This is a genomic window from Pseudomonas sp. TR47, from assembly GCF_044143025.1.
GTDB lineage: Bacteria > Pseudomonadota > Gammaproteobacteria > Pseudomonadales > Pseudomonadaceae > Aquipseudomonas > Aquipseudomonas putida_E.
The window spans coordinates 1-18,584 of sequence record NZ_JBHFCS010000033.1 but is presented as its reverse complement, the minus strand read 5'-3'; the positions used below and the strand labels follow the sequence as shown (position 1 = coordinate 18,584).

General features: G+C 60.3%; 18 protein-coding genes. 6 read left to right on the top strand and 12 right to left on the bottom strand.

Going from position 1 to position 18,584, the window contains the following annotated elements; genetic code table 11:
- Positions 1-94 precede the first annotated feature (94 nt).
- From ACEWE8_RS24010 to kdsA, 3 genes are all read left to right on the top strand, one after another.
- On the top strand, positions 95-1,096 hold the full coding sequence (locus ACEWE8_RS24010) for an NADP-dependent oxidoreductase (protein ID WP_046786627.1): 1,002 nt from the start codon (positions 95-97) through the stop codon (positions 1,094-1,096).
- A gap of 137 nt (positions 1,097-1,233) precedes the next feature.
- Positions 1,234-2,073, top strand: coding sequence for a lipopolysaccharide kinase InaA family protein (locus tag ACEWE8_RS24005; protein ID WP_046786628.1), 840 nt, complete (start codon positions 1,234-1,236; stop codon positions 2,071-2,073).
- A gap of 36 nt (positions 2,074-2,109) precedes the next feature.
- Positions 2,110-2,952 carry a 3-deoxy-8-phosphooctulonate synthase gene (gene kdsA / locus ACEWE8_RS24000; RefSeq protein ID WP_012313334.1) on the top strand — a complete coding sequence of 281 codons (843 nt, stop codon included), beginning with the start codon at positions 2,110-2,112 and terminating at the stop codon, positions 2,950-2,952.
- Between the two features lie 131 nt (positions 2,953-3,083).
- On the opposite strand, the gene ACEWE8_RS23995 is transcribed toward kdsA, so the two are convergent.
- Positions 3,084-3,347: a DUF3077 domain-containing protein gene (locus ACEWE8_RS23995; RefSeq protein ID WP_012313333.1), complete on the bottom strand. Its 264-nt coding sequence runs from the start codon at positions 3,345-3,347 to the stop codon at positions 3,084-3,086.
- A 13-nt stretch (positions 3,348-3,360) separates the two neighbouring features.
- A complete protein-coding gene (locus ACEWE8_RS23990) occupies positions 3,361-3,642 on the bottom strand; it encodes a hypothetical protein (protein ID WP_012313332.1) in 282 nt (93 codons plus the stop codon).
- 496 nt (positions 3,643-4,138) lie between these two features.
- Between ACEWE8_RS23990 and ACEWE8_RS23985 the strand changes: the two genes are divergently transcribed.
- On the top strand, positions 4,139-5,029 hold the full coding sequence (locus ACEWE8_RS23985; protein WP_046786629.1) for a glycosyltransferase: 891 nt from the start codon (positions 4,139-4,141) through the stop codon (positions 5,027-5,029).
- On the opposite strand, the gene ACEWE8_RS23980 is transcribed toward ACEWE8_RS23985, so the two are convergent.
- Together ACEWE8_RS23980 and pyrF are read right to left on the bottom strand one after the other, a co-directional pair.
- Entirely contained in the window at positions 5,026-6,219 is a 1,194-nt protein-coding gene (locus ACEWE8_RS23980) for an O-antigen ligase (protein WP_046786630.1), read from the bottom strand. The genes ACEWE8_RS23985 and ACEWE8_RS23980 overlap by 4 nt on opposite strands.
- 118 nt (positions 6,220-6,337) lie before the next feature.
- Positions 6,338-7,039: an orotidine-5'-phosphate decarboxylase gene (pyrF, locus tag ACEWE8_RS23975; protein WP_012313329.1), complete on the bottom strand. Its 702-nt coding sequence runs from the start codon at positions 7,037-7,039 to the stop codon at positions 6,338-6,340.
- Between the two features lie 183 nt (positions 7,040-7,222).
- Between pyrF and ACEWE8_RS23970 the strand changes: the two genes are divergently transcribed.
- On the top strand, positions 7,223-7,390 hold the full coding sequence (locus tag ACEWE8_RS23970; RefSeq protein ID WP_012313328.1) for a DUF2897 family protein: 168 nt from the start codon (positions 7,223-7,225) through the stop codon (positions 7,388-7,390).
- Positions 7,391-7,479: 89 nt separating this feature from the next.
- Here the strand turns inward: ACEWE8_RS23970 and ACEWE8_RS23965 are convergent, their stop codons facing one another.
- From ACEWE8_RS23965 to gmd, 8 genes are all read right to left on the bottom strand, one after another.
- Complete coding sequence (locus ACEWE8_RS23965; protein WP_039602932.1) at positions 7,480-7,812, bottom strand: ComEA family DNA-binding protein; 333 nt, start codon at positions 7,810-7,812, stop codon at positions 7,480-7,482.
- Between the two features lie 186 nt (positions 7,813-7,998).
- Positions 7,999-10,008 (bottom strand): nucleoside-diphosphate sugar epimerase/dehydratase, encoded by a 2,010-nt coding sequence (locus ACEWE8_RS23960; protein WP_046786631.1) that lies wholly within the window; start codon positions 10,006-10,008, stop codon positions 7,999-8,001.
- 44 nt (positions 10,009-10,052) lie between these two features.
- Positions 10,053-11,057 (bottom strand): glycosyltransferase family 4 protein, encoded by a 1,005-nt coding sequence (locus ACEWE8_RS23955; protein ID WP_046786632.1) that lies wholly within the window; start codon positions 11,055-11,057, stop codon positions 10,053-10,055.
- Positions 11,054-12,022, bottom strand: a complete 969-nt coding sequence (locus ACEWE8_RS23950; protein WP_046786633.1) for an SDR family oxidoreductase — start codon at positions 12,020-12,022, stop codon at positions 11,054-11,056. The genes ACEWE8_RS23955 and ACEWE8_RS23950 overlap by 4 nt, the downstream gene beginning before the upstream one ends.
- Positions 12,023-12,081: 59 nt before the next feature.
- Positions 12,082-13,212, bottom strand: a complete 1,131-nt coding sequence (locus ACEWE8_RS23945; protein WP_046786634.1) for a glycosyltransferase family 4 protein — start codon at positions 13,210-13,212, stop codon at positions 12,082-12,084.
- Entirely contained in the window at positions 13,209-14,354 is a 1,146-nt protein-coding gene (locus tag ACEWE8_RS23940; protein WP_046786635.1) for a glycosyltransferase family 1 protein, read from the bottom strand. The genes ACEWE8_RS23945 and ACEWE8_RS23940 overlap by 4 nt, the downstream gene beginning before the upstream one ends.
- Positions 14,351-15,247, bottom strand: a complete 897-nt coding sequence (locus ACEWE8_RS23935; protein WP_046786636.1) for a GDP-mannose 4,6-dehydratase — start codon at positions 15,245-15,247, stop codon at positions 14,351-14,353. Before ACEWE8_RS23935 ends, ACEWE8_RS23940 begins: the two co-directional genes overlap by 4 nt.
- The gene (gmd, locus tag ACEWE8_RS23930; protein ID WP_012313320.1) at positions 15,247-16,278 is read right to left on the bottom strand and encodes a GDP-mannose 4,6-dehydratase; all 1,032 of its coding nucleotides are present in this window, start codon (positions 16,276-16,278) and stop codon (positions 15,247-15,249) included. Before gmd ends, ACEWE8_RS23935 begins: the two co-directional genes overlap by 1 nt.
- Positions 16,279-18,138: 1,860 nt before the next feature.
- Between gmd and ACEWE8_RS23925 the strand changes: the two genes are divergently transcribed.
- Positions 18,139-18,584, top strand: a 446-nt coding sequence (locus ACEWE8_RS23925; RefSeq protein WP_395589385.1) for a DUF4214 domain-containing protein, incomplete at its 3' end; no start/stop codon positions are given.

Genomic DNA, 18,584 nt, shown 5'->3' with positions numbered 1-18,584 from the left:
CGGTTGGGCTATCATGCCTACCAGTGATTTTGCAGACCTATTGTCATCACCACGTTAAATTGACCCTTCTGCTCCTGCCCACAAGGACCCCGCCATGACCCAGACCAACCGCCGCTTCCTGCTGGCCAAACGCCCGACCGGCGCCGTACGCCGCGACGACTTCACCTTCGAGACAGTGCCCGCCGATGCCCCCGGCGAAGGCCAGATCCAGGTACGCAACCTGTACCTGTCGCTGGACCCAGCCATGCGCGGCTGGATGAATGAAGGCAAGTCGTACATCCCGCCCGTGGCACTCGGCCAGGTAATGCGCGCGCTGGGCGTAGGCGAAGTGGTGGCCTCCAACCACCCCGACTTCAAACCCGGCGACCATGTCAGCGGCGCCCTCGGCGTGCAGGACTACTTCACCGGCGAACCCCAGGGCATGCACAAGATCGACCCCAACCTTGCCCCCCTGCCCCGCTACCTGTCAGCCCTGGGCATGACCGGCATGACCGCCTACTTCGCCCTGCTCGACGTCGGCCAGCCAAAAGAGGGTGACACCGTGGTCATCTCCGGTGCTGCCGGCGCCGTAGGCAGCATCGTCGGCCAGATTGCCAAGATCAAAGGCTGCCGCGTCGTCGGCATTGCCGGCGGCGCGCAGAAATGCCAGTACCTCAAGGATGAACTGGGGTTCGACGGCGTCATCGACTACAAGGCCGAAGACGTGCTGGCCGGCCTGAAGCGCGAATGCCCCAAGGGCGTTGACGTGTACTTCGACAACGTCGGTGGCGAGATCCTCGACGCCGTGCTCACCCGCATCAACTTTAAGGCCCGCATCGTGATCTGCGGGGCGATCAGCCAGTACAACAACAAGGAAGCAGTCAAAGGCCCGGCCAACTACCTGGCGCTGCTGGTAAACCGTGCGCGCATGGAAGGGTTCGTGGTGATGGACCACGCCAAGGAGTATGGCAAGGCCGCGCAGGAAATCGCCGGCTGGCTGGCCAGTGGCAAGGTCAAGAGCAAGGAGGATGTGGTGGAGGGGCTTGAGACATTCCCAGAAACCCTGCTCAAGCTGTTCAGCGGGGAAAACTTTGGCAAGCTGGTGTTGAAGGTTTGAAAAAAAGGGGCCGCCTGTGCGGCCCCATAACATATTTCCATGTTAAGTATCGTTAAGAACTTGTAGGAAAGATGTGAAAAAACTGTAGTATTAAACGCCAATATGTATGGCTCTTTGATACTACAAGGAACGAGGGTGTGGTTGGCGATTCACAGATCTGGCAAAACGAGTATCCCCATACCCTGCGCCATCGCAGCACCACCCTGCATCTTCAGGCCCCCATTGCCGCACACACCCGGCAAGCTTTCGAACGACTGATCGAGCAGACCGCCAGTGCCAAGCGGGTAAGCGCACCGCTCCCATGCCCCCAAAGCCTATTGTTCACCAAACGTGAAAAACTCGATTCGCTGAAAAAGAAGCTGCGCATGCAGCGTGGCCGGCCCAAGCGCAACGGCATGTATGACTGGTCCCTCGAAGAACTGATCAACACCCGCGAAGCAGCCAGGCGCGGTGCGCGAGTGCCCAGGCTGGTCGGCTATGGCTACAGCCGCTCCCGGTTCGGCCTGATGCAGGACTTTTTCCTCATCACAGAATTACTGAGCGGGCACGAGGACGGGCTGGCAAAAGTGCGCAAAAAGCCAGAGGCCGTGCACGGGGTGATCGCGGCAGCGTTCGAACTGCTGCATGCCCTGCACTGCCAAGGCGTCACGCACATGGACCTGTGGGCAGCCAACGTCATGCTCCCGGAAAAAGGACAAGCGCAGGCCATCGACCTGGAAAACAGCTTCTCCGGGCCCACGGCCTACCCGAGCGAAACCTTGGGTTTTCAGTTCGGCTTTTTCTACTACCGAGAAATTTACCGCTATATAACCGAAGCGGACTATGATGCTGCGGTAGAATACGCACTGGCCGAGTACTTCCCTGATGTGCAACGCGCCGCCTTCAACCGGGTGTACGCGCTTGCCAAGCATGAGGAAATCGGGCGCCTGGAGCGCCGCGAAATCTTCACCAGCGGTGTACTCGAAAGTCGTTGGTAGAGCGCCATGGCTACCCCAGACTTCATAGAGTAGAAAATGATCAAGATCACCCAGAACATCGAATGCTCCAACGCCGCCCCGTTCGTGCTGTTTGGCGGTATCAACGTCCTTGAGTCCGAGGACCTGGCCCTTACCGCCTGTGCCGAATACGTGCGGGTAACCGAGAAGCTGGGCATTCCTTATGTGTTCAAGGCCAGCTTCGACAAAGCCAACCGTTCCTCGATCCACTCCTACCGTGGCCCAGGCATGGAAGAAGGCCTGCGCATCTTCGAAAAAGTAAAAGCCGAGTTCGGTGTACCGATCATCACCGACGTGCACGAGATCTACCAGTGCGCCCCGGTGGCCGAAGTGGTCGACGTGCTGCAGCTGCCTGCCTTCCTGGCCCGCCAGACCGACCTGGTGGTGGCACTGGCCAAGACTGGCAAACCGGTGAACATCAAGAAGCCGCAGTTCCTGAGCCCTTCGCAGATGCAGAACATAGTGCAGAAGTTCAAGGAAGCAGGTAACGACCAGTTGATCCTGTGCGACCGCGGTACCTGCATGGGCTACGACAACCTGGTTGTGGACATGCTGGGCTTTGGTGTGATGAAGCGCACCTGCGATGACCTGCCGATCATTTTCGACGTAACCCACGCCCTGCAGAACCGTGACCCTTCGGGTGCTGCTTCTGGTGGCCGCCGTGAGCAGGTGGTTGACCTGGCCCGTGCCGGCATGGGCGTTGGCCTGGCTGGCCTGTTCCTGGAAGCCCACCCGAACCCGGACCAGGCCAAGTGCGACGGCCCAAGCGCCCTGCCGCTGGACAAGCTGGAGCCGTTCTTGGCGCAGATCAAAGCGCTGGATGACCTGGTGAAGTCGTTCCCGCCGCTGGTTATTGGTTGAGTCGCTTTTACGTGATTTGAATGGGCCGGTACGCGCGAGTGTACCGGCCCTTTTTGTTGGGATTCAGGGTTTGGCTTGGGTATTGCGGCGTGACGGAAACCGAGTGCCCGAAGATTCTGTGACAGGCAGCCTCAGCCCCTCATCCCCAACTCAGCATCATCCATCAGCGCCTTGGCCATCGCGCTCAGGTAATGCGAAGCCCAGATCATCATCGGCTTCTCATCCATCAGCCCAACGATGGTCAGCTCGCGCACATACCCCATCAACTCCGAAGCCTGCTCACGGGCATCCTGGCAAGGTATACCCGGCTCGATGCGGAACAAGGGATGGCTCTGGTGCTCACCCTGAAAAAACGTGGTCACACCTGCTGTGACATGGGTAACGTCTGTAGTCATTGCCGTATTCCCCTCAATGCAGGCCGTTAGTACGTTCCAAGGCCAGCGACAGCGCATCCGACTGACCCCAGGCAATCTGCATGGCCCGCAGCCCGTTTACCATCAACTCACGGGTGGCCTCATCCTCGATCGCGTAGAGGGCCATGTGGCAGTGGTTGTAGGCCAGCATCAGGTAATGGGTGACGTTCATGACCACGTGATCGATCGGCACGATGCGCTCGCTGATGGCGCTGGAGAGGGTCTTGTCGGAGGGAAGGTCGAAATTATGGGGTGGATCGGGGACGATTTTTTTCATAGCAATTCCTTGAAGATTTCAGGAGCTGCCACCGCCGTTTCCACACGAAAGGCGGCAACTGTACACGGGGTGGAAATCCGGTCTTCAAGGAACCCCGGTAGGCCTGACGGCCTCCCGCATACAGCTGCCATTACGACAGACACTTGAAGATTGCCGGGTTTCCACACCCGCATCGCTGAACATCAGCGACCCATAAAGCCTAAAGGGCAGTGTTTCCAGGAACAATCAGACGCGTGTCGACAGAACGTGTAGGGTATTTCCTCAGACTGGGCGCCACCAGTCCTGATTCGTAGGAACCTTCTGAATCAACGAGTGGATATATGCCTCTCCGTATCCATCGCACCCTGCTCCACCATGCCTGGAGTATCCCTCGCATCCCCCTTCCTTTAGAATGACAAAGACCTGCATAAGATGCTGAATTGGCACCGTTTTGGAAAACGAGCAGCTAGTCTGCATAGAAGCGTCACACGACATGGATCAAAGCTAGGGGTTTGAAATGGTTTCTCAGAATCACGGCGTTACTGACACACCGTTGGTGACAGTGATCATCGCGTCCTACAATCACGCGCGTTACATCGAAGCCAGCATCAACAGCGTCGTCAACCAGACCTACAAGAACATCGAACTTCTAGTAGTGGACGATGGTTCCAAGGACGACAGCCCTGCAGTGCTCAAGCGGCTGCAGGCACAACACGGCTTCGATCTGCGCTTCCAGGCCAACCAAGGCCTGGCGCGAACCCTGAACGACGCGATTGCACGCGCCAAGGGCGACCTGATCGTGCCTTTTGGCTCCGACGACATCATGCTGCCCCACCGTATCGCCACCCAAGTGGAGTACATGCACGGCAAGCCTGAAGTAGGCATCTGTTCGGCCAACATCGAAACCATCGACCATGACGGCAAGGTGATGGGCGCGCGCGAACAGCGCAAACGCAACCTGCCCTTCCGCCGCCTGGACTTCGACGACCTGTGGCTGGACCGCAAGCCAGGCCCCATGGCTGCCACCCTGATGCTGCGCCGCAAGGCCCTGGAGAAGGTCGGTGGCTTCAATGCCGATATCCGCCTGGAAGACGTGTACATCGAACTGTCGATCGCACGGGCCGGTTACTTCATCGACGTGCTGGGCGAGGTGCTGGCGCAGTACCGCGACCACCCGACCAACACCTTCAAGAACGGCCGCTTCATGGTCGACAACGTGCTCAAAACCTACGCCCACTTCAAAGACCACCCGCAGTACGAGCAGGTGTGCATGAAGTTCCGCAACTCCATGGTGCTCAAGTACGCCAACCGCGACAAGCAACTGACGCGGGAAATCCTGGCTGATATCCCGCTCAAGTACTGGAACAGAAAGACCTTGCGTGGCCTGTGGCGGCTGCTCTGGTCTTAAGCGGGCTTTTTACCGGCCCGGTGTATCAGCCACTGGGCGTAGACCACGGCCATTGGCATCCAGATCAGGAACCAATGCTCTTTCGGGCGTGACATGAAGGCGCTGCCTTCGGTCAGCCCTGACGCAAAGCCGAAGATCAGCCAGGTTGCCGCAAGCGTAACCCCTGGGTGCTGGCGGTAAGCCCAGCAAAAGCGCATGGCCAGGCCGTAGAGCACCAACCAGAGCACCAAGCCCACGCCCCCACCGGCATACAGCACGCCCAGCTCGATGTTGTGGGGGTCGGCCAGCGTCTGCTCAAGGCCTGGAATGATCACCGTCATCGGGGCGTCGTAACCATGGCCAAACCAAGGGTGCTCACCGATCTGACGCAGCGATTCCATCCAGATTTCGGGGCGGTAGGACACGCCACGCTGGGTGATGGCTTCAGGGTAGAACACCGCAACCCCGACCAAGGCCAGGGCCACGGCCGCCATTGCGATCAAGCCGTGGCGCCGGTCACCCACGATCAGCAACCAGCCCAGTGCAGCCGCCAGCCCGATCAACGGCGTGCGCGAGCCCGTGGCCAGGATGGCCATGCCCAGTACCGCCAGGCAGGCAAGTGCCAGGATGTTGAGCGCGCCGCGTGTCTGGAACCAGGTCGCCAGCCAGATGGCAGCGAACGCGCCGAACACATGGGCAGTCAGCAAGGGGTTATAGAGTGCGCCGTAGCCATCCAGGCGCCCACCCTCAGCCGCCTGCCAACCCAAGAAGTAGATCAGCGAACCACCAGCGGCCACTGCGGCAAACAGGGCAGCCAGGCGCACACACTGGTGCAGCTGCGCCGGTGACTGCAAGCTGATGAGGCCGGCCGACAGCAACACCATGGCAATGTACAACGGCCGCTTGAGCAAGCTGCCGACCGAGTTTTCCGTGTCGGACCAGGCAATACTCAGCAGGGTGTAGGCAGAGAACACCAGGAAGGCAATGAACAGCGGGTTGCCAAACAACGCCTTGGCCTGCCGTGGCTGCAGGATCAGGACGATCAAGGTGGGCGCGGCAAGCAGCAGGTAAAAGAGCTTGTGATACAGCGAGCGGTCCCACGCCCAGAACATCCCGGTCAGCAGCGCCAGCCAGCCCAGCGGCAACACATAGCGCGTGATCATGCCTGCCCAGCGTTGAGCCGGCGACTGTAACGACACATCAATTGACATCTAGCATCCTCTGGCAAACGGGAATGTTCAGTGTGAGCCCTGCATTCCAATGTAAGGATCGTAGGGCTCGCTGAACGCCACCCAGGTTGAAAAGGTTGCTTTGAAGCGGCTGCAGGTATCAGCTGCGGATCTCAGCCACCACTGCTGCCAAGGCTTGGGCGGGGTCTGCCGCCTGGCTGATCGGGCGGCCGATCACCAGGTAATCCGAGCCGGCATCCAAAGCCTGGCGCGGGGTCAGAATGCGGCGTTGGTCATCTTGCGCGCTGCCAGCGGGGCGAATGCCCGGGGTTACCAACTGCAGCGACGGGTGCGCAGCCTTGAGCGCCGGCGCTTCCAGTGCCGAGCACACCAGCCCGTCCATGCCGGCCTTCTCGGCCAGCGCCGCCAGGCGCAGCACCTGCTCTTGCGGTTCGATGTCCAGGCCGATGCCGGCCAGGTCTTCACGCTCCATGCTGGTCAGCACGGTCACGCCGATGAGCAGTGGCTGCGGGCCGCTGCGCTTGGCCAGCACTTCGCGGCAGGCCGACATCATGCGCAGGCCGCCGGAGCAGTGCACGTTTACCATCCACACGCCCATTTCGGCGGCAGCCTTCACGGCCATGGCGGTGGTGTTGGGGATATCGTGGAACTTGAGGTCCAGGAACACCTCGAAGCCCTTCGCGCACAGGGACTCGACAATGCCGGACGCGCTGCTGGTGAACAGCTCCTTGCCAACTTTAACCCGGCACAGGGCAGGGTCGAGCTGGTCGGCCAGTTTCAGGGCGGCGTCACGGGTGGGGAAATCCAGGGCGACGATCAGGGGCGTCTGGCAGGCGGACATGGTCGGGGTCTCTTGGCAAGTCGTAAACGGCGCGCATTGTAAACGAAGTGGCCCAGGCTTTGGGGCCCGCGGGTCACGAGATTTGGCCAGGCCACGCCCGGCTCCTATAATTGAACCAACGAATACGGCCATTGCTCAACATGCATACACGCCACGTTGTGTGCGATCACAGGAGATAACCCCATGCCTTGGTACGCCTGGCTGATACTCATCTTAGCCCTTGGCTCGATCGTGGGCGGGCTGATGATGTTGCGCGATACGGCGAAGAAGCTGCCCTTGACCGATGAGCAGTTGAAGAAGGTTCACGAGCGCAATGCCGAGGCGGATGCCAAGGATGCGCAGGACCGCTAGGGCTGGGCTATGGACCGAGCGCCGCGCGGGCGGCGCTCGAACTCAAGGGCGCTAGCATATTCAGGACGAGCTAGCGGAAGCCCACGCCCCTACTCCACCGTCAACTTGTCGCGATTGCGCTCGAGCAGCGCATTGCCGATGCCTTTGATTTCCAGTAACTCGTCCACCGACGCGAACGGCCCGTGGGCATCCCGGTAGGCGACGATCGCTTCAGCCTTGGCCTTGCCGATGCCGTTGAGCCCCTGCTGCAAGGTGATTGCATCTGCACTGTTCAAGTTCAGCCGGCCAGCTGCGGCCGCCGCTTGAGCCACCACAGGTGCCGGCTGGGCCATCATTGCGTTGGCCGCCGGCGCGGCGCTGGCCGCCATGGAAAGCCCAGCGAACAGTGGCAGGAACAGGTAGGAAAGAACGGTATTACGCATTGCGGACACTCCTTCGAGAAAGTTTACAAGGCAGCGTTTCCTTGGCTGCCCGGTAAAACTAACGCCTCGAAGGCCACTGAGAAAGCACGCTGATCAACCGATTGGTTACCAAATTCAACAGCTGACAGCACACAATGGCGTCAGCTGTAGGAAGGCGCCCAGCGCGTTGAAAGAGCAAGGCCAGGGCTAGCGGTCCCGGCGCTGCTGCTGGTAAACCCAGTCGACAATGTCACCCTCTGGCGAGTAGCCGCTGACCAGTTCGCGCAGCAGTTGCCGCACGCGGGTGAAGTCATCTTCGGCCACGGCCTTGAACAGCATGGCCAAGCGCTCGCGCAATACGTCCCAGCCGATGAAGTCTTCGTTGGCCGCCATGATCATCGGGTGCGCCGTTGGGGAGACGTCATCGCCAATCAGCAACTCTTCATAAAGCTTCTCGCCGGGCCGTAGCCCGCTGAACTCGATGGCAATGTCACCGTGCGGGTTATCCGGGCTGCGCACACTGAAGCCCGACAGGTGGACCATCTTTTCTGCCAGCTCGACGATTTTTACCGGCTCGCCCATGTCCAGCACGAACACATCGCCGCCCTGCCCCATGGCCCCCGCCTGCACCACCAGCTGCGCAGCCTCGGGGATGGTCATGAAATAGCGGGTGATCTTGGGGTGGGTCACCGTCAGCGGGCCACCGGCTTTGATCTGCTGATGGAACAACGGAATCACAGAACCGGAAGAGCCCAGCACATTGCCGAAGCGCACCATGGTGAAGCGGGTTTTGTTCACCCGGGAAATTTTGCTGCTGTCGCCATACATCACCGGCGCCGCTTCGCGGCTCAGCGCCTGCAGGATCAACTCGGACAACCGCTTGGAGCTACCCATCACGTTGGTCGGGCGCACGGCCTTGTCGGTGGAGATCAGCACAAAGTTGGCCACGCCCGTCTGCAGCGCGGCCTGCGCCGTGCACAGCGTGCCGAACACATTGTTGAGAATGCCTTCGGCCACGTTGTGCTCGACCATTGGCACGTGCTTGTAGGCCGCCGCGTGATACACGGTGTCTACCCGCCAGGTGCTCATCACATCGGCCAGGTGCTGCTGGTTACGCACCGAGCCCAGAATCGGCAACAACTGCACCGCCAGCGACTCGCGCGTAATGCGTTGCTCAAGCTCGGTGAGGATGCTGTACAGGTTGAATTCGCTGTGATCGAACAGCAGCAGGGTCTTGGGCTCCAGCCCGATGATCTGCCGGCACAGCTCGGAGCCGATCGAGCCGCCCGCGCCGGTCACCAGCACGGTACGCTTCTTGTTGCAGCGCCAAAGCAGTTCATCCTGCGCCGGCACCGGGTCGCGGCCCAGCAAGTCGGCAATGTCGACATCCTGGATGTCATCGACCTTTACCCGGCCACTGGCCAGGTCGGCAAACGCCGGCACACTGCGCACATGCAACGGGTACGGTTCGAGGAAGGCGAGGATCTCTTTGCGCCGCGCACGTGAAGCGGTTGGCAGCGCCAGGAGGATTTCCTGGGCGCCGGTTTCTTTGATCATCTGTTCAAGGTGCTTGGGCTTGTACACCTGCAGGCCGGAAATGACCCGGTTGGCCAGGTCGCCGTCATCGTCGATGAAGGCCACGGGGCGCATCACACGCCCCATGCGCAATGCCGCCAGCAACTGGTTGCCGGCCGTGCCTGCGCCGTAAATGGCAACTTTGACCTGGCCATCATCGCGGTTGGTAAAGGGGATTTGATGAGCACCGCTGAACCAGTCGCCCAGGAAGTACTGGCGCATGATCAGGCGCAAGCCGCCCATGATGACCAGGCTCAGCCACCAGTAATTGAAAATGATCGAACGCGGCACGATGACCTGATGGTTGCTGTACCAATAGACCACCACAGCCAGTATCAAGGAGGACAAGGTGACCGCCTTGATGATGGCAACCAGCGCATCATTGCCGAAGTAGCGCATCACCGCGCGGTACATGCCAAAGCGGATGAACAGCGGAATGGCCACGACCGGCGCAGCCAGGAACAGCCAAGTGTGTTCGATGATGGGGTTGTACATTTCATCGATGCCCAGGCGCACGATGAACGACAGCCACAGTGCAAACCAGATAAGCACGACGTCGGTGCACACCTGTATCAGGCGCTTCTGACGCCGGGACAGGTTCACCAGGTACTGGCGCACCCTGTCTTTGTTCGCGTCACTCATCCGGTTCTCCTAAGCCACATATGCCCCAGTCCATTCTGGCCATGTTATTCGCGTTTGCCTGCGCGATACTTGATCGCCAGCAGTGTAAGAGGCGCGTAGGCAATCAAGGTTCCCGTCGCGCCATCAAGCTTGAACAGCAGCACGGCTGCAGCCACGGGCAGCAACCAGCCGATATTGATGGCCGCCACCGCCAGGCTGACGGGCAGATGGCTGCCGTATTGCCGCGACGCATACTGGTAGGCATGGCTGCGATGGGCTTCATAGACTTTTTCGCCCCGCAACAGGCGCCGCCCCAATGTGAACGTGGCATCCACCACGAACACACCCATAAGTATTAACCACCCCCAGAATAATAGCGGGTTTATCCAGGCTGCCTGCAATGCCAGCAGGCCCAGCACGATACCCAGGAAACCACTGCCGGCATCGCCCATGAATATGCGCGCCGGGGGGAAGTTCCAGGCCAGGAAGCCCGCCACCGTCGCTGCCAGCAGCAAGGGCAAAGCGATCGCCTGTGGGTTGCCGGTAATCGCGTAGAGCAGGCAACCGCCCAGGCACACGCAAATGGCCTCGATACTGGCAATACCGTCGATGCCATCCATGAAGTTGTAGAGGTTCAGCAACCAGACCAGGTACAACGCGGCGAGGATGGCGCCTAGCCAGGCAATGCCCAGCGGCAGGCCGAACAGCGTGATGGCAGGCATGCCCCCCAACCAGTACAACCCCCAGCCGGCCGCCACAAAGTGGCCGAGCAAGCGCCAGCGTGCGGCGATGTGCCCGTGGTCATCCATGAAGCCGATCAGCGCAACCAGCCCCCCAGCCCCGAGCAGGCCGACCAGCAACCCGACCGCGACCACCCCGCTCCACCCCAGCACCAGCAGGGCGGCCAGGAATGTGATGACAAACGCCAGGCCGCCACCGCGTGGCGTGGGCAAGGTGTGCGAACTGCGCGCATTGGGGATGTCCAGCAAGCTGCGCGCCAGCGCGTAACGCCGAAGCCCTGCGGTCAGGGCTAGGGAAATGAGACCAGCAGCGATAATCAGCCAGATCATGGGCGGTGGGTTTCCAGAAAAGAGCGGGCGGTGGCGTCAAGCCCCTGCTGCAAGGTGAACGGGGGGCGCCAGCCCAGCAGCTGCTGATTCTTGGCAATGTCCACCTGCAACGACCCGAGCAAACGCTGGGCCAGGTCGTGCCGGCCGAGCAGATTGGCGGCGCGCTGGAGCAAGGCCGGGGGCACCGGCAACAGCCGCGCCGGGCGGCCGAGCGCACGCCCCAGGGCACGCAAGAGCTCGCTCAAGGAAACATCCTCACCATCGCTGGCCATGAAGGTCTGGTTACGGGCCTGTGGGTGATCGATGCAGGTAACCACAAGATCCACGAGGTTTTGCACCGAGACCAGGCTACGCCGGTTGTCGACAGCCCCCAGCGGCAAAGGCACCCCGCGCTGCACCCAGCGCATCATGCTGTAGAAGTTGGCTTTGACCCCAGGGCCATAGACCAGCACCGGCCGGATAATCACAACCTCCATGCCGGTGGCCAAGGCTAGCTGGCACAACGCCTGCTCCGCTTCATGTTTGGAAATGCCGTAGGCATCCAGCGGCATGGCCGCGTCATCGGCGCGCAGGGGCTGGCCCGCAATACTGGCCTCACCGTTGACCTTGACCGAGCTGATGAACACGAAGCGCCGTACGCCTGCCGCTGCTGCTTGCCGGGCGAGGTTGAGCGTGCCCTCGACATTGACCCGCCGGAACGCGGCCAGGCTGTCGGCGGCAGTTTCTTTCATCACATGCACGCGCGCGGCGGCGTGCACCACGGCATCGACGCCGGCCAAGGCTTCACGCCAATCGGTCGTGGCGGCCAGGTCGCCTACAGTGACCGCCGGTATGTCCGCCGGCCCCGTCCCAGTATGGCGCAAAGCCGCCCGAGGGGCGTACACGCCTATTGAAGCCAGCCTGCGGCAGAGCGCGCTGCCGACAAAACCGCTGGCGCCGGTGACAAGAATGGTTTGTCTATCCATGAGTGAACATCCAGCCCGCAGGCGTAACATTAGTGCACGTGCAGCCGGCCCCCTGGGAATCAGGCGTGGCCTTGCCTGCCTTGTAACAGGCTACGGTAAAGTTCGGCGTAAGAGGCGGCCATCAAAGGCGCGGTAAACACCTCTTCATAGCGCTGCAACGCCTTGGCCCCCATGGCCTGGGCCATGACTGGGGCGTCCCACAGGCGCTGCATGGCCTGTGCGAGCGCCGTGGCATCCCGGGGCGGCACCACCAGCCCGGTCTGATCGGCCAGGTTGATGAACGTGGTACCCGAGCCCATTTCACAGGAAATCAGCGGCTTGCCATACATGGCCGCCTCCAGCAGCGAAATGCCGAACGACTCGGAGCGCAGGTGCGACGGGAACACGAAGCCGTAGCACAGCTCCAGCAGCGCGGCTTTGTCTTCATCGGGCAGCCCGCCGAGAAAGTGCACATTTTCCAAACCCAGTTCGGCTGCCTGCTGCTTGAGCTGCCCTTCAAGGAAGCCCCCGCCCATGATCGCCACTGGCAAGCCATTGAGATTTGCGGCCTGCAGCAAATAGTCCAGGCCCTTGTAGTAGCGCAACGCACCGACGAACAGGAAAAACCGCTCACCCAAGCGCGCGCGCCAGTACGCCAGCTTTTGCGCCGATGCCTTGGGGTAGGTCGACCGGTCCAGGCCATAGGGGATGATCGCAACCTTGTCTTTGAAGCGCGTCAGCACCGGGCTATGCGCGGCATAGTTGGGCGATGAGGCGACAACCCGGTCCACGCTCTGGAAAAACTGGTGCATCAACGGCTGGTAGAGTTTGAGCAACCACTTCTGCTTGACGATATCCGAGTGGTAGCTCACCACAGACGGCTTGTTCACCCGCGCCATGAAATGCACAAGGTCCATGTACGGCCAGGGGAAATGGTAATGCACGATATCCGCCTGCCTGGCCAGCTCGGTGAAGTCTTTGAGCGCAGACAGCGAGAAGCCGGTAGAGGCCAGGTGCAGGTCAAGCTTGGCACGGTGGGCCAGGTGGTTGGCCACCGGCTGGTTGCGCGCCGCCCCGCGGTTGCTGAGGTAGAGCACTTGCGAATCGATACCCTCGGCTCGGCAACCTTCGGCGATCTGGAAAATGACCTGCTCGATACCGCCCATGGAGTCGGGGTAGTAAGTTTTGAAAAAATGCAGAACCTTGATCATTGCCCTTCCCTGACTTTGCGGTACACCTCGAGGGTGGCCTGCGTGCAGCGCTCCCACGAAAACCCGCCGGCATGGCGCAGCCCCTGCTCTACGGCGGCCGCGCGCCAGGCTTGATCTTCAAGCCCGCGCTGCAACAGCGCCGTCAGGCCGTCCACGTCATCGGGCGCGCACATCAAGGCGGCCTGGCCTGCCACTTCAGGCAGCGACGAGCTGTTGGAACACACCACTGGCACCCCGGAGCTCATGGCTTCGAGCACGGGCAAACCAAACCCTTCGTAATGCGAGGGGAAGGCGAACAACCGGGCCCCGGCAAACAGCAACGGCAGGTCTTGGGCGGCAGCGAAACCCAGGTAACGGGCCCAGCCCTGCTGCTGCGCCTGGGCGATGCGGGCGTGGATCGCTTCGCTGCGCCAACCGTGGTAGCCGGTGAGCATCAGCGGCCAGCGCTGGCGCAGCGCCAGCGGCAACCTGCCGTAGGCATCCAGCAAGGTTTCGATGTTCTTGCGCGGCTCGATGGTGCCCACGAACAGGCTGTAACCGCCTGGCTCCAGGCCATGACGGGCAAGGGTTTCGCGGAGCATTTCGGGGCTACGCGGGTAGAACTCTGGCGAGCTGGCCAGCGGCACTGCATGGATGCGCTCGATGGGCCAGGCAAAGTAATCGGCCAGCTCCTTGCGGGTGTAATGCGAATCGGTGATCAACGCATCGGCGCGCTCCAGCGTAAGCATGAGCTCTTTTTGCAGGTAACGCGCAATCTGCGGCGCATGGCAGTGCGCCCAGGTGAACGGTGACAAGTCGTGGAAGGTCGCCACACTGCGGCCGGCGAACGGCGGCAGGTAGTAATTGGGGCTGTGGTAGATGAATTCTTCATAGCCCTGCAAGGCCCGCTTGCGCAAAAAGGGCATCAGCCGGCGATACGCTTCGACCGCCAAGGCGTTCTTCTGCACGAAACGCTTGAGGCCATGCACGGCATCGGACTGGTCCGAAGGCTGTGGCAGGCCTGGCAGGAAGCGCCGCCCGGCAAACAGCTGCAGGTCGGCGATCTCGCTACTTTTCTGCAGCCGCGACGCCAGTTCGTAGGTATAGCGACCAATGCCGGTCAGCGGGAAGCGGATCGGCTCGACGGAAAGAATGAGCTTCATTTACCCGCAAGCATCCAACTCAGGGTTTCATCCAGTGTCGGGGTTTGCCAGCCGGGTACCAGGCTACGCAGCAGGCTGTTGTCGCCGCACAAGGTCTTGACCTCGTTGGCGCGCACAAAGGCCGGGTTCACCTGCACGTCGATCTGGTGCCCGGTAATGGCCGAGCACTTGGCGATGACTTCGCGCAGCGAATGGGTTTGCCCGGAGCTGACGTTCACCGTCTGCCCCAGCGGGCGCGCTTCGATCAGCCCTCGGTAAGCCTGCACCACCGCACGCACGTCGCTGAAATCGCGCCATACGTCGAGGTTGCCCAGTTCGATGGTGCCTGCTTTGCGGCTGAAGTGCGAAACGATCTTGGGCAGCAGGAAGTTTTCTGCCTGCCCAACACCGGTGTAATTGAAGGGCCGCGTGATGACGATTGGCAGGCGGTCGAACCACAACCGCGCCATGTATTCCATGGCCAGTTTGCTGACCGCGTAATCATTGGCGGGCGCCGGCGGCGTCTGCTCGCCCAGCATCCCTTCGGAAACATTGCCATATACGTTGGCACTGCTGGCAATCAGCACACAGTCCGGTGCCTTGCCGCAGGCTGCGATGGCTTCGAGCAGGTTGCGCGTGCCTACCAGGTTGACCTGGTAGAACGCATCGGCTGCGCCGTGCCCGACAAACGCAATGGCAGCCAGATGCACGATGACATCCGGCTGCACTTCGGCCAGCAACGCACGCAGGCCCGGGCCGTCGGTAAGGTCGACCTGGTGGTAGTCCGGGGCATCCAGCACCTGGCTGCCCGTACCGACTACTTCATAGCCACTGGCTCGCAACTCGGCCGCCATGTAGCGGCCGGTGAAACCCTGAATCCCTGTGATAAGCGCGCGTTTACTGGCCATTTGCATCAGAACGAGAACCCTTTTTCGTTACGACGCAGGTCGGCTTCGACCATCATGCGGCACAGCTCTTCCAGGCTGGTTTTTGGCTCCCAACCCAGTACTTCCTTGGCCTTGGCCGGGTTGCCAATCAGCAGCTCCACTTCGGCAGGGCGGTAGAATTTCGGGTTGATCACGACCAGCACCTTGCCGGAAGCGGCGCAGGTACCCTGCTCTGCCTCGTCCTTGCCGCTCCAGTTGATTTCGATGCCGGCGGCCTTGAAGGCCATGGTAACGAAGTCACGAACGGTTTCGGTACGGTTGGTGGCCAGTACGAAGGTGTCTGGCACCTCAGCCTGCAGCATGCGCCACATGCCTTCGACGTATTCCTTGGCAAAGCCCCAGTCGCGCTTGGCGTCGAGGTTGCCCAGTTCCAGCTTGTCGAGCAGGCCGAGTTTGATCTTGGCTACCGAATCGGTGATCTTGCGGGTCACGAACTCACGGCCGCGCAGGGGCGACTCGTGGTTGAACAGGATGCCGCTGGTGGCGAAGATGTTGTACGACTCACGGTAGTTGATGGTCATCCAGTGAGCGTACAGCTTGGCCACGCCGTAAGGGCTGCGCGGGTAGAACGGGGTGGTTTCTACCTGCGGGATTTCCTGCACCTTGCCGAACATTTCGGAGGTGGAGGCCTGGTAGAAGCGCACTTTCGGGTTGACGATACGGATGGCTTCGAGCAGGTTGACCGCGCCCAGGCCGGTGATTTCGGCGGTGGTCAGCGGCTGTTCGAACGACACGCCAACGAAGCTTTGCGCAGCGAGGTTGTACACCTCGGTGGCTTCGGTGGTTTGCAGCAGGCGGATGCTGGCAGACAGGTCGGTGAGGTCGTACTCGACCAGGTGCAGGTTGGGGTTGGTGTGGATCCCCAGTTCCTCAATGCGCCAGAAGTTGACCGAGCTGGTGCGACGGTAGGTGCCATAGACCGTATAGCCCTTTTCCAGCAGCAGTTCCGCCAGGTAGGCGCCGTCTTGACCAGTGATCCCAGTGACGATTGCTTTCATGCGACTTAACCAACTCCGATAGTGCCGTGCGGGCATGCGTGATTATTAGACCGGCGCGGGCTATTCCTGCCGCGCACACAAATGTTCGGTGACGGAGTATACATCTGTTGGCCGAAGTGCTCGACTCAGAAAAAGCTTGCGCTGGTTAGCGGGTAGTTTTTGCTGGGAGGGGGGGGGGCAGCGCCTGGGGGATAGCGCGCCGGGACTGGACTGTCGGCGCTTGAGTCAAGACCACTAAAAATTCTAAGACAAGCGCTTCAGAGCGCGGCATTCCCCCCCATAACGCTTTGCCTTAAATCAGCACCGTAGCGATATGCACCGACATGCACCGACTTACTTGCAGCGGACAGCGCAGCAGCCTCGCCATCAATACCCCCCATCTCCACCGAGCAGCTCTCAGACACCGGGCTCAACCAAACGGCTGCACTGTCCACGCTTTCCCGATTCAACTCCCTGCCCAAGCAATTGCACAGGAGCCAGCTGATGTAACTTCGCACAGCACCTTTCAACAGATCGCGTCACACATCAGTACTCCACCCACGGCATTGACCACACCGAAGGCAAAGCCTTTTTGCCATAAAACTAGAATCCTACCACGATAGCAAAGGATTGCGACTCATCCCAAGCACCGACCTTCCCGGCCAGTTCAGGCGAGGCGGAATCTTGACAAACTGTCACCCTTTCAAGCTGTTCTTAGGCAGCTACCTCTTCTTTATATGGGCTGCACACCCGAACAGAGATGGAGCCTCAGCCCCCACTCAACGACCCTCAACTTCCGACGCTCACTGCGTGAAGCATAAATTGGCGACAAGGGTCCCGGGGTAATCAATGGTTGTCTGGGCGCTCGTTGCCTGCAGCTGCGTCAGGGCAGCATCGTCCTATGCGACGCTGACCCGTGCTCCGGATTCTACCAAAAAACCAAGACGGCAAGCGCAAAGCATGGTGCATCAGACCAAGTAAGGTACCGAGTGCTACGTCACTGGTACGACTTCCCTTCCTCACCTGACTCATGCCCCGATCACGCTCGCCTCCCTTGCTCTTAGTCAAGCCATGCGCATGGATGATCGTGACATCGATAATCATGCACCGGTGCTACCGCAAGCCCTTTTCTAGCAAGTAGTTAATAATGGCTTCCAGAATATCTCCGCCAACTGGATCCTCCTTCGCAGGCGCAGGAAATTCATGGTCGTCGTGCCCTCGGTAGCCGGGCCACTGAGCGCCGACTGAAAAGGCTGCAGCATTGAGGCAATCTCGCAAAACCACTTTCCCCATGGCCGGATCACTCAGTAAAGACCTTTCTGCAGCAAATGAATGCGCATCATGGTTTCCAATGACGAGGGCTTCCGATCTCCACCTGCCTTAGGGCCAGGAGGCTTGATCAACTCCACTGACCCACCCTAAGGCACGACCGGTTAAGTCTCGGCCAGCAAGCGCTCATGACAGGGGCCTACTAGTAGTGCTTACCTAGGTACTTGAACTCCAAAAGCTAACCTTGACCCACGACAGGGGGATGGTTTTGGGTAACTGAACGGAGGGCTACTCCATCACAGGTCGGCTGCCTGTGCTGACTGGTTCGGGGCTTGGCTAGACCTTGACGGCTTTATTTTGAGAAAAATTACAATCAAAACATAAACATTTGTTTTTTGGAACAGTGTTGATCGATCATAGGAAAAGTGTGTAGGATTGCCTCAGCTTTACGCCTGTGGGTCCATCCCAGAAATACACGGACAACCCATGTCGTGAGGTGTTTCCCCTCAAGGGCCACTCCCTTTGATGGGAGTGGCATCAGGCTGGGCTGACGGGCCCGTGGGAAAAGAGCCTGACTGTCGAATCGACTTAATTCTTGGAGAAGTATTGAACATGGCAACTCAAGCTCAACTCACAGCAGTTCAACAGTTGTACGTCGGTTACCTGGGCCGCGCAGCTGACGCTGAAGGACAGAAATTCTGGGCCGATGCCATCGCTAACGGCACTGCTACTATCGCTTCTGTAGCCACTGGCTTCACCCTGAGCGCCGAATACAAAGCTGCTTATGCTGGCCTGGATTCTGCTGCCCTGGTTGACAAAATCTACAACAACGTTCTTGGCCGCTCGGCTGATGCGGAAGGTAAAGCGTTCTGGGTTGATGCTCTGGCGAATGGCACTGTAGCCACAGACACCCTGCTGGCCACCATGATCACCAACCTGGGTGCTCTGGACCAACAAACCATCAATAACAAGGTTTTCGTTGCCCAGACTTACACTGACACTGTTGGTGCGTCCTACAATCCAGAAGCTGGCGCTCAAGTTCTCGCCGGCGTAACCAG

Excerpts from the sequence above, each read along its gene's own strand:
- ACEWE8_RS24010 (WP_046786627.1), top strand. The coding sequence starts at position 95 with ATGACCCAGACCAACCGCCGCTTCCTGCTGGCCAAACGCCCGACCGGC.
- kdsA (WP_012313334.1), top strand. The coding sequence starts at position 2,110 with ATGATCAAGATCACCCAGAACATCGAATGCTCCAACGCCGCCCCGTTC.
- ACEWE8_RS23995 (WP_012313333.1), bottom strand. The coding sequence starts at position 3,347 with ATGACTACAGACGTTACCCATGTCACAGCAGGTGTGACCACGTTTTTT.
- ACEWE8_RS23990 (WP_012313332.1), bottom strand. The coding sequence starts at position 3,642 with ATGAAAAAAATCGTCCCCGATCCACCCCATAATTTCGACCTTCCCTCC.
- ACEWE8_RS23985 (WP_046786629.1), top strand. The coding sequence starts at position 4,139 with ATGGTTTCTCAGAATCACGGCGTTACTGACACACCGTTGGTGACAGTG.
- ACEWE8_RS23980 (WP_046786630.1), bottom strand. The coding sequence starts at position 6,219 with ATGTCAATTGATGTGTCGTTACAGTCGCCGGCTCAACGCTGGGCAGGC.
- pyrF (WP_012313329.1), bottom strand. The coding sequence starts at position 7,039 with ATGTCCGCCTGCCAGACGCCCCTGATCGTCGCCCTGGATTTCCCCACC.
- ACEWE8_RS23970 (WP_012313328.1), top strand. The coding sequence starts at position 7,223 with ATGCCTTGGTACGCCTGGCTGATACTCATCTTAGCCCTTGGCTCGATC.
- ACEWE8_RS23965 (WP_039602932.1), bottom strand. The coding sequence starts at position 7,812 with ATGCGTAATACCGTTCTTTCCTACCTGTTCCTGCCACTGTTCGCTGGG.
- ACEWE8_RS23960 (WP_046786631.1), bottom strand. The coding sequence starts at position 10,008 with ATGAGTGACGCGAACAAAGACAGGGTGCGCCAGTACCTGGTGAACCTG.
- ACEWE8_RS23955 (WP_046786632.1), bottom strand. The coding sequence starts at position 11,057 with ATGATCTGGCTGATTATCGCTGCTGGTCTCATTTCCCTAGCCCTGACC.
- ACEWE8_RS23950 (WP_046786633.1), bottom strand. The coding sequence starts at position 12,022 with ATGGATAGACAAACCATTCTTGTCACCGGCGCCAGCGGTTTTGTCGGC.
- ACEWE8_RS23945 (WP_046786634.1), bottom strand. The coding sequence starts at position 13,212 with ATGATCAAGGTTCTGCATTTTTTCAAAACTTACTACCCCGACTCCATG.
- ACEWE8_RS23940 (WP_046786635.1), bottom strand. The coding sequence starts at position 14,354 with ATGAAGCTCATTCTTTCCGTCGAGCCGATCCGCTTCCCGCTGACCGGC.
- ACEWE8_RS23935 (WP_046786636.1), bottom strand. The coding sequence starts at position 15,247 with ATGCAAATGGCCAGTAAACGCGCGCTTATCACAGGGATTCAGGGTTTC.
- gmd (WP_012313320.1), bottom strand. The coding sequence starts at position 16,278 with ATGAAAGCAATCGTCACTGGGATCACTGGTCAAGACGGCGCCTACCTG.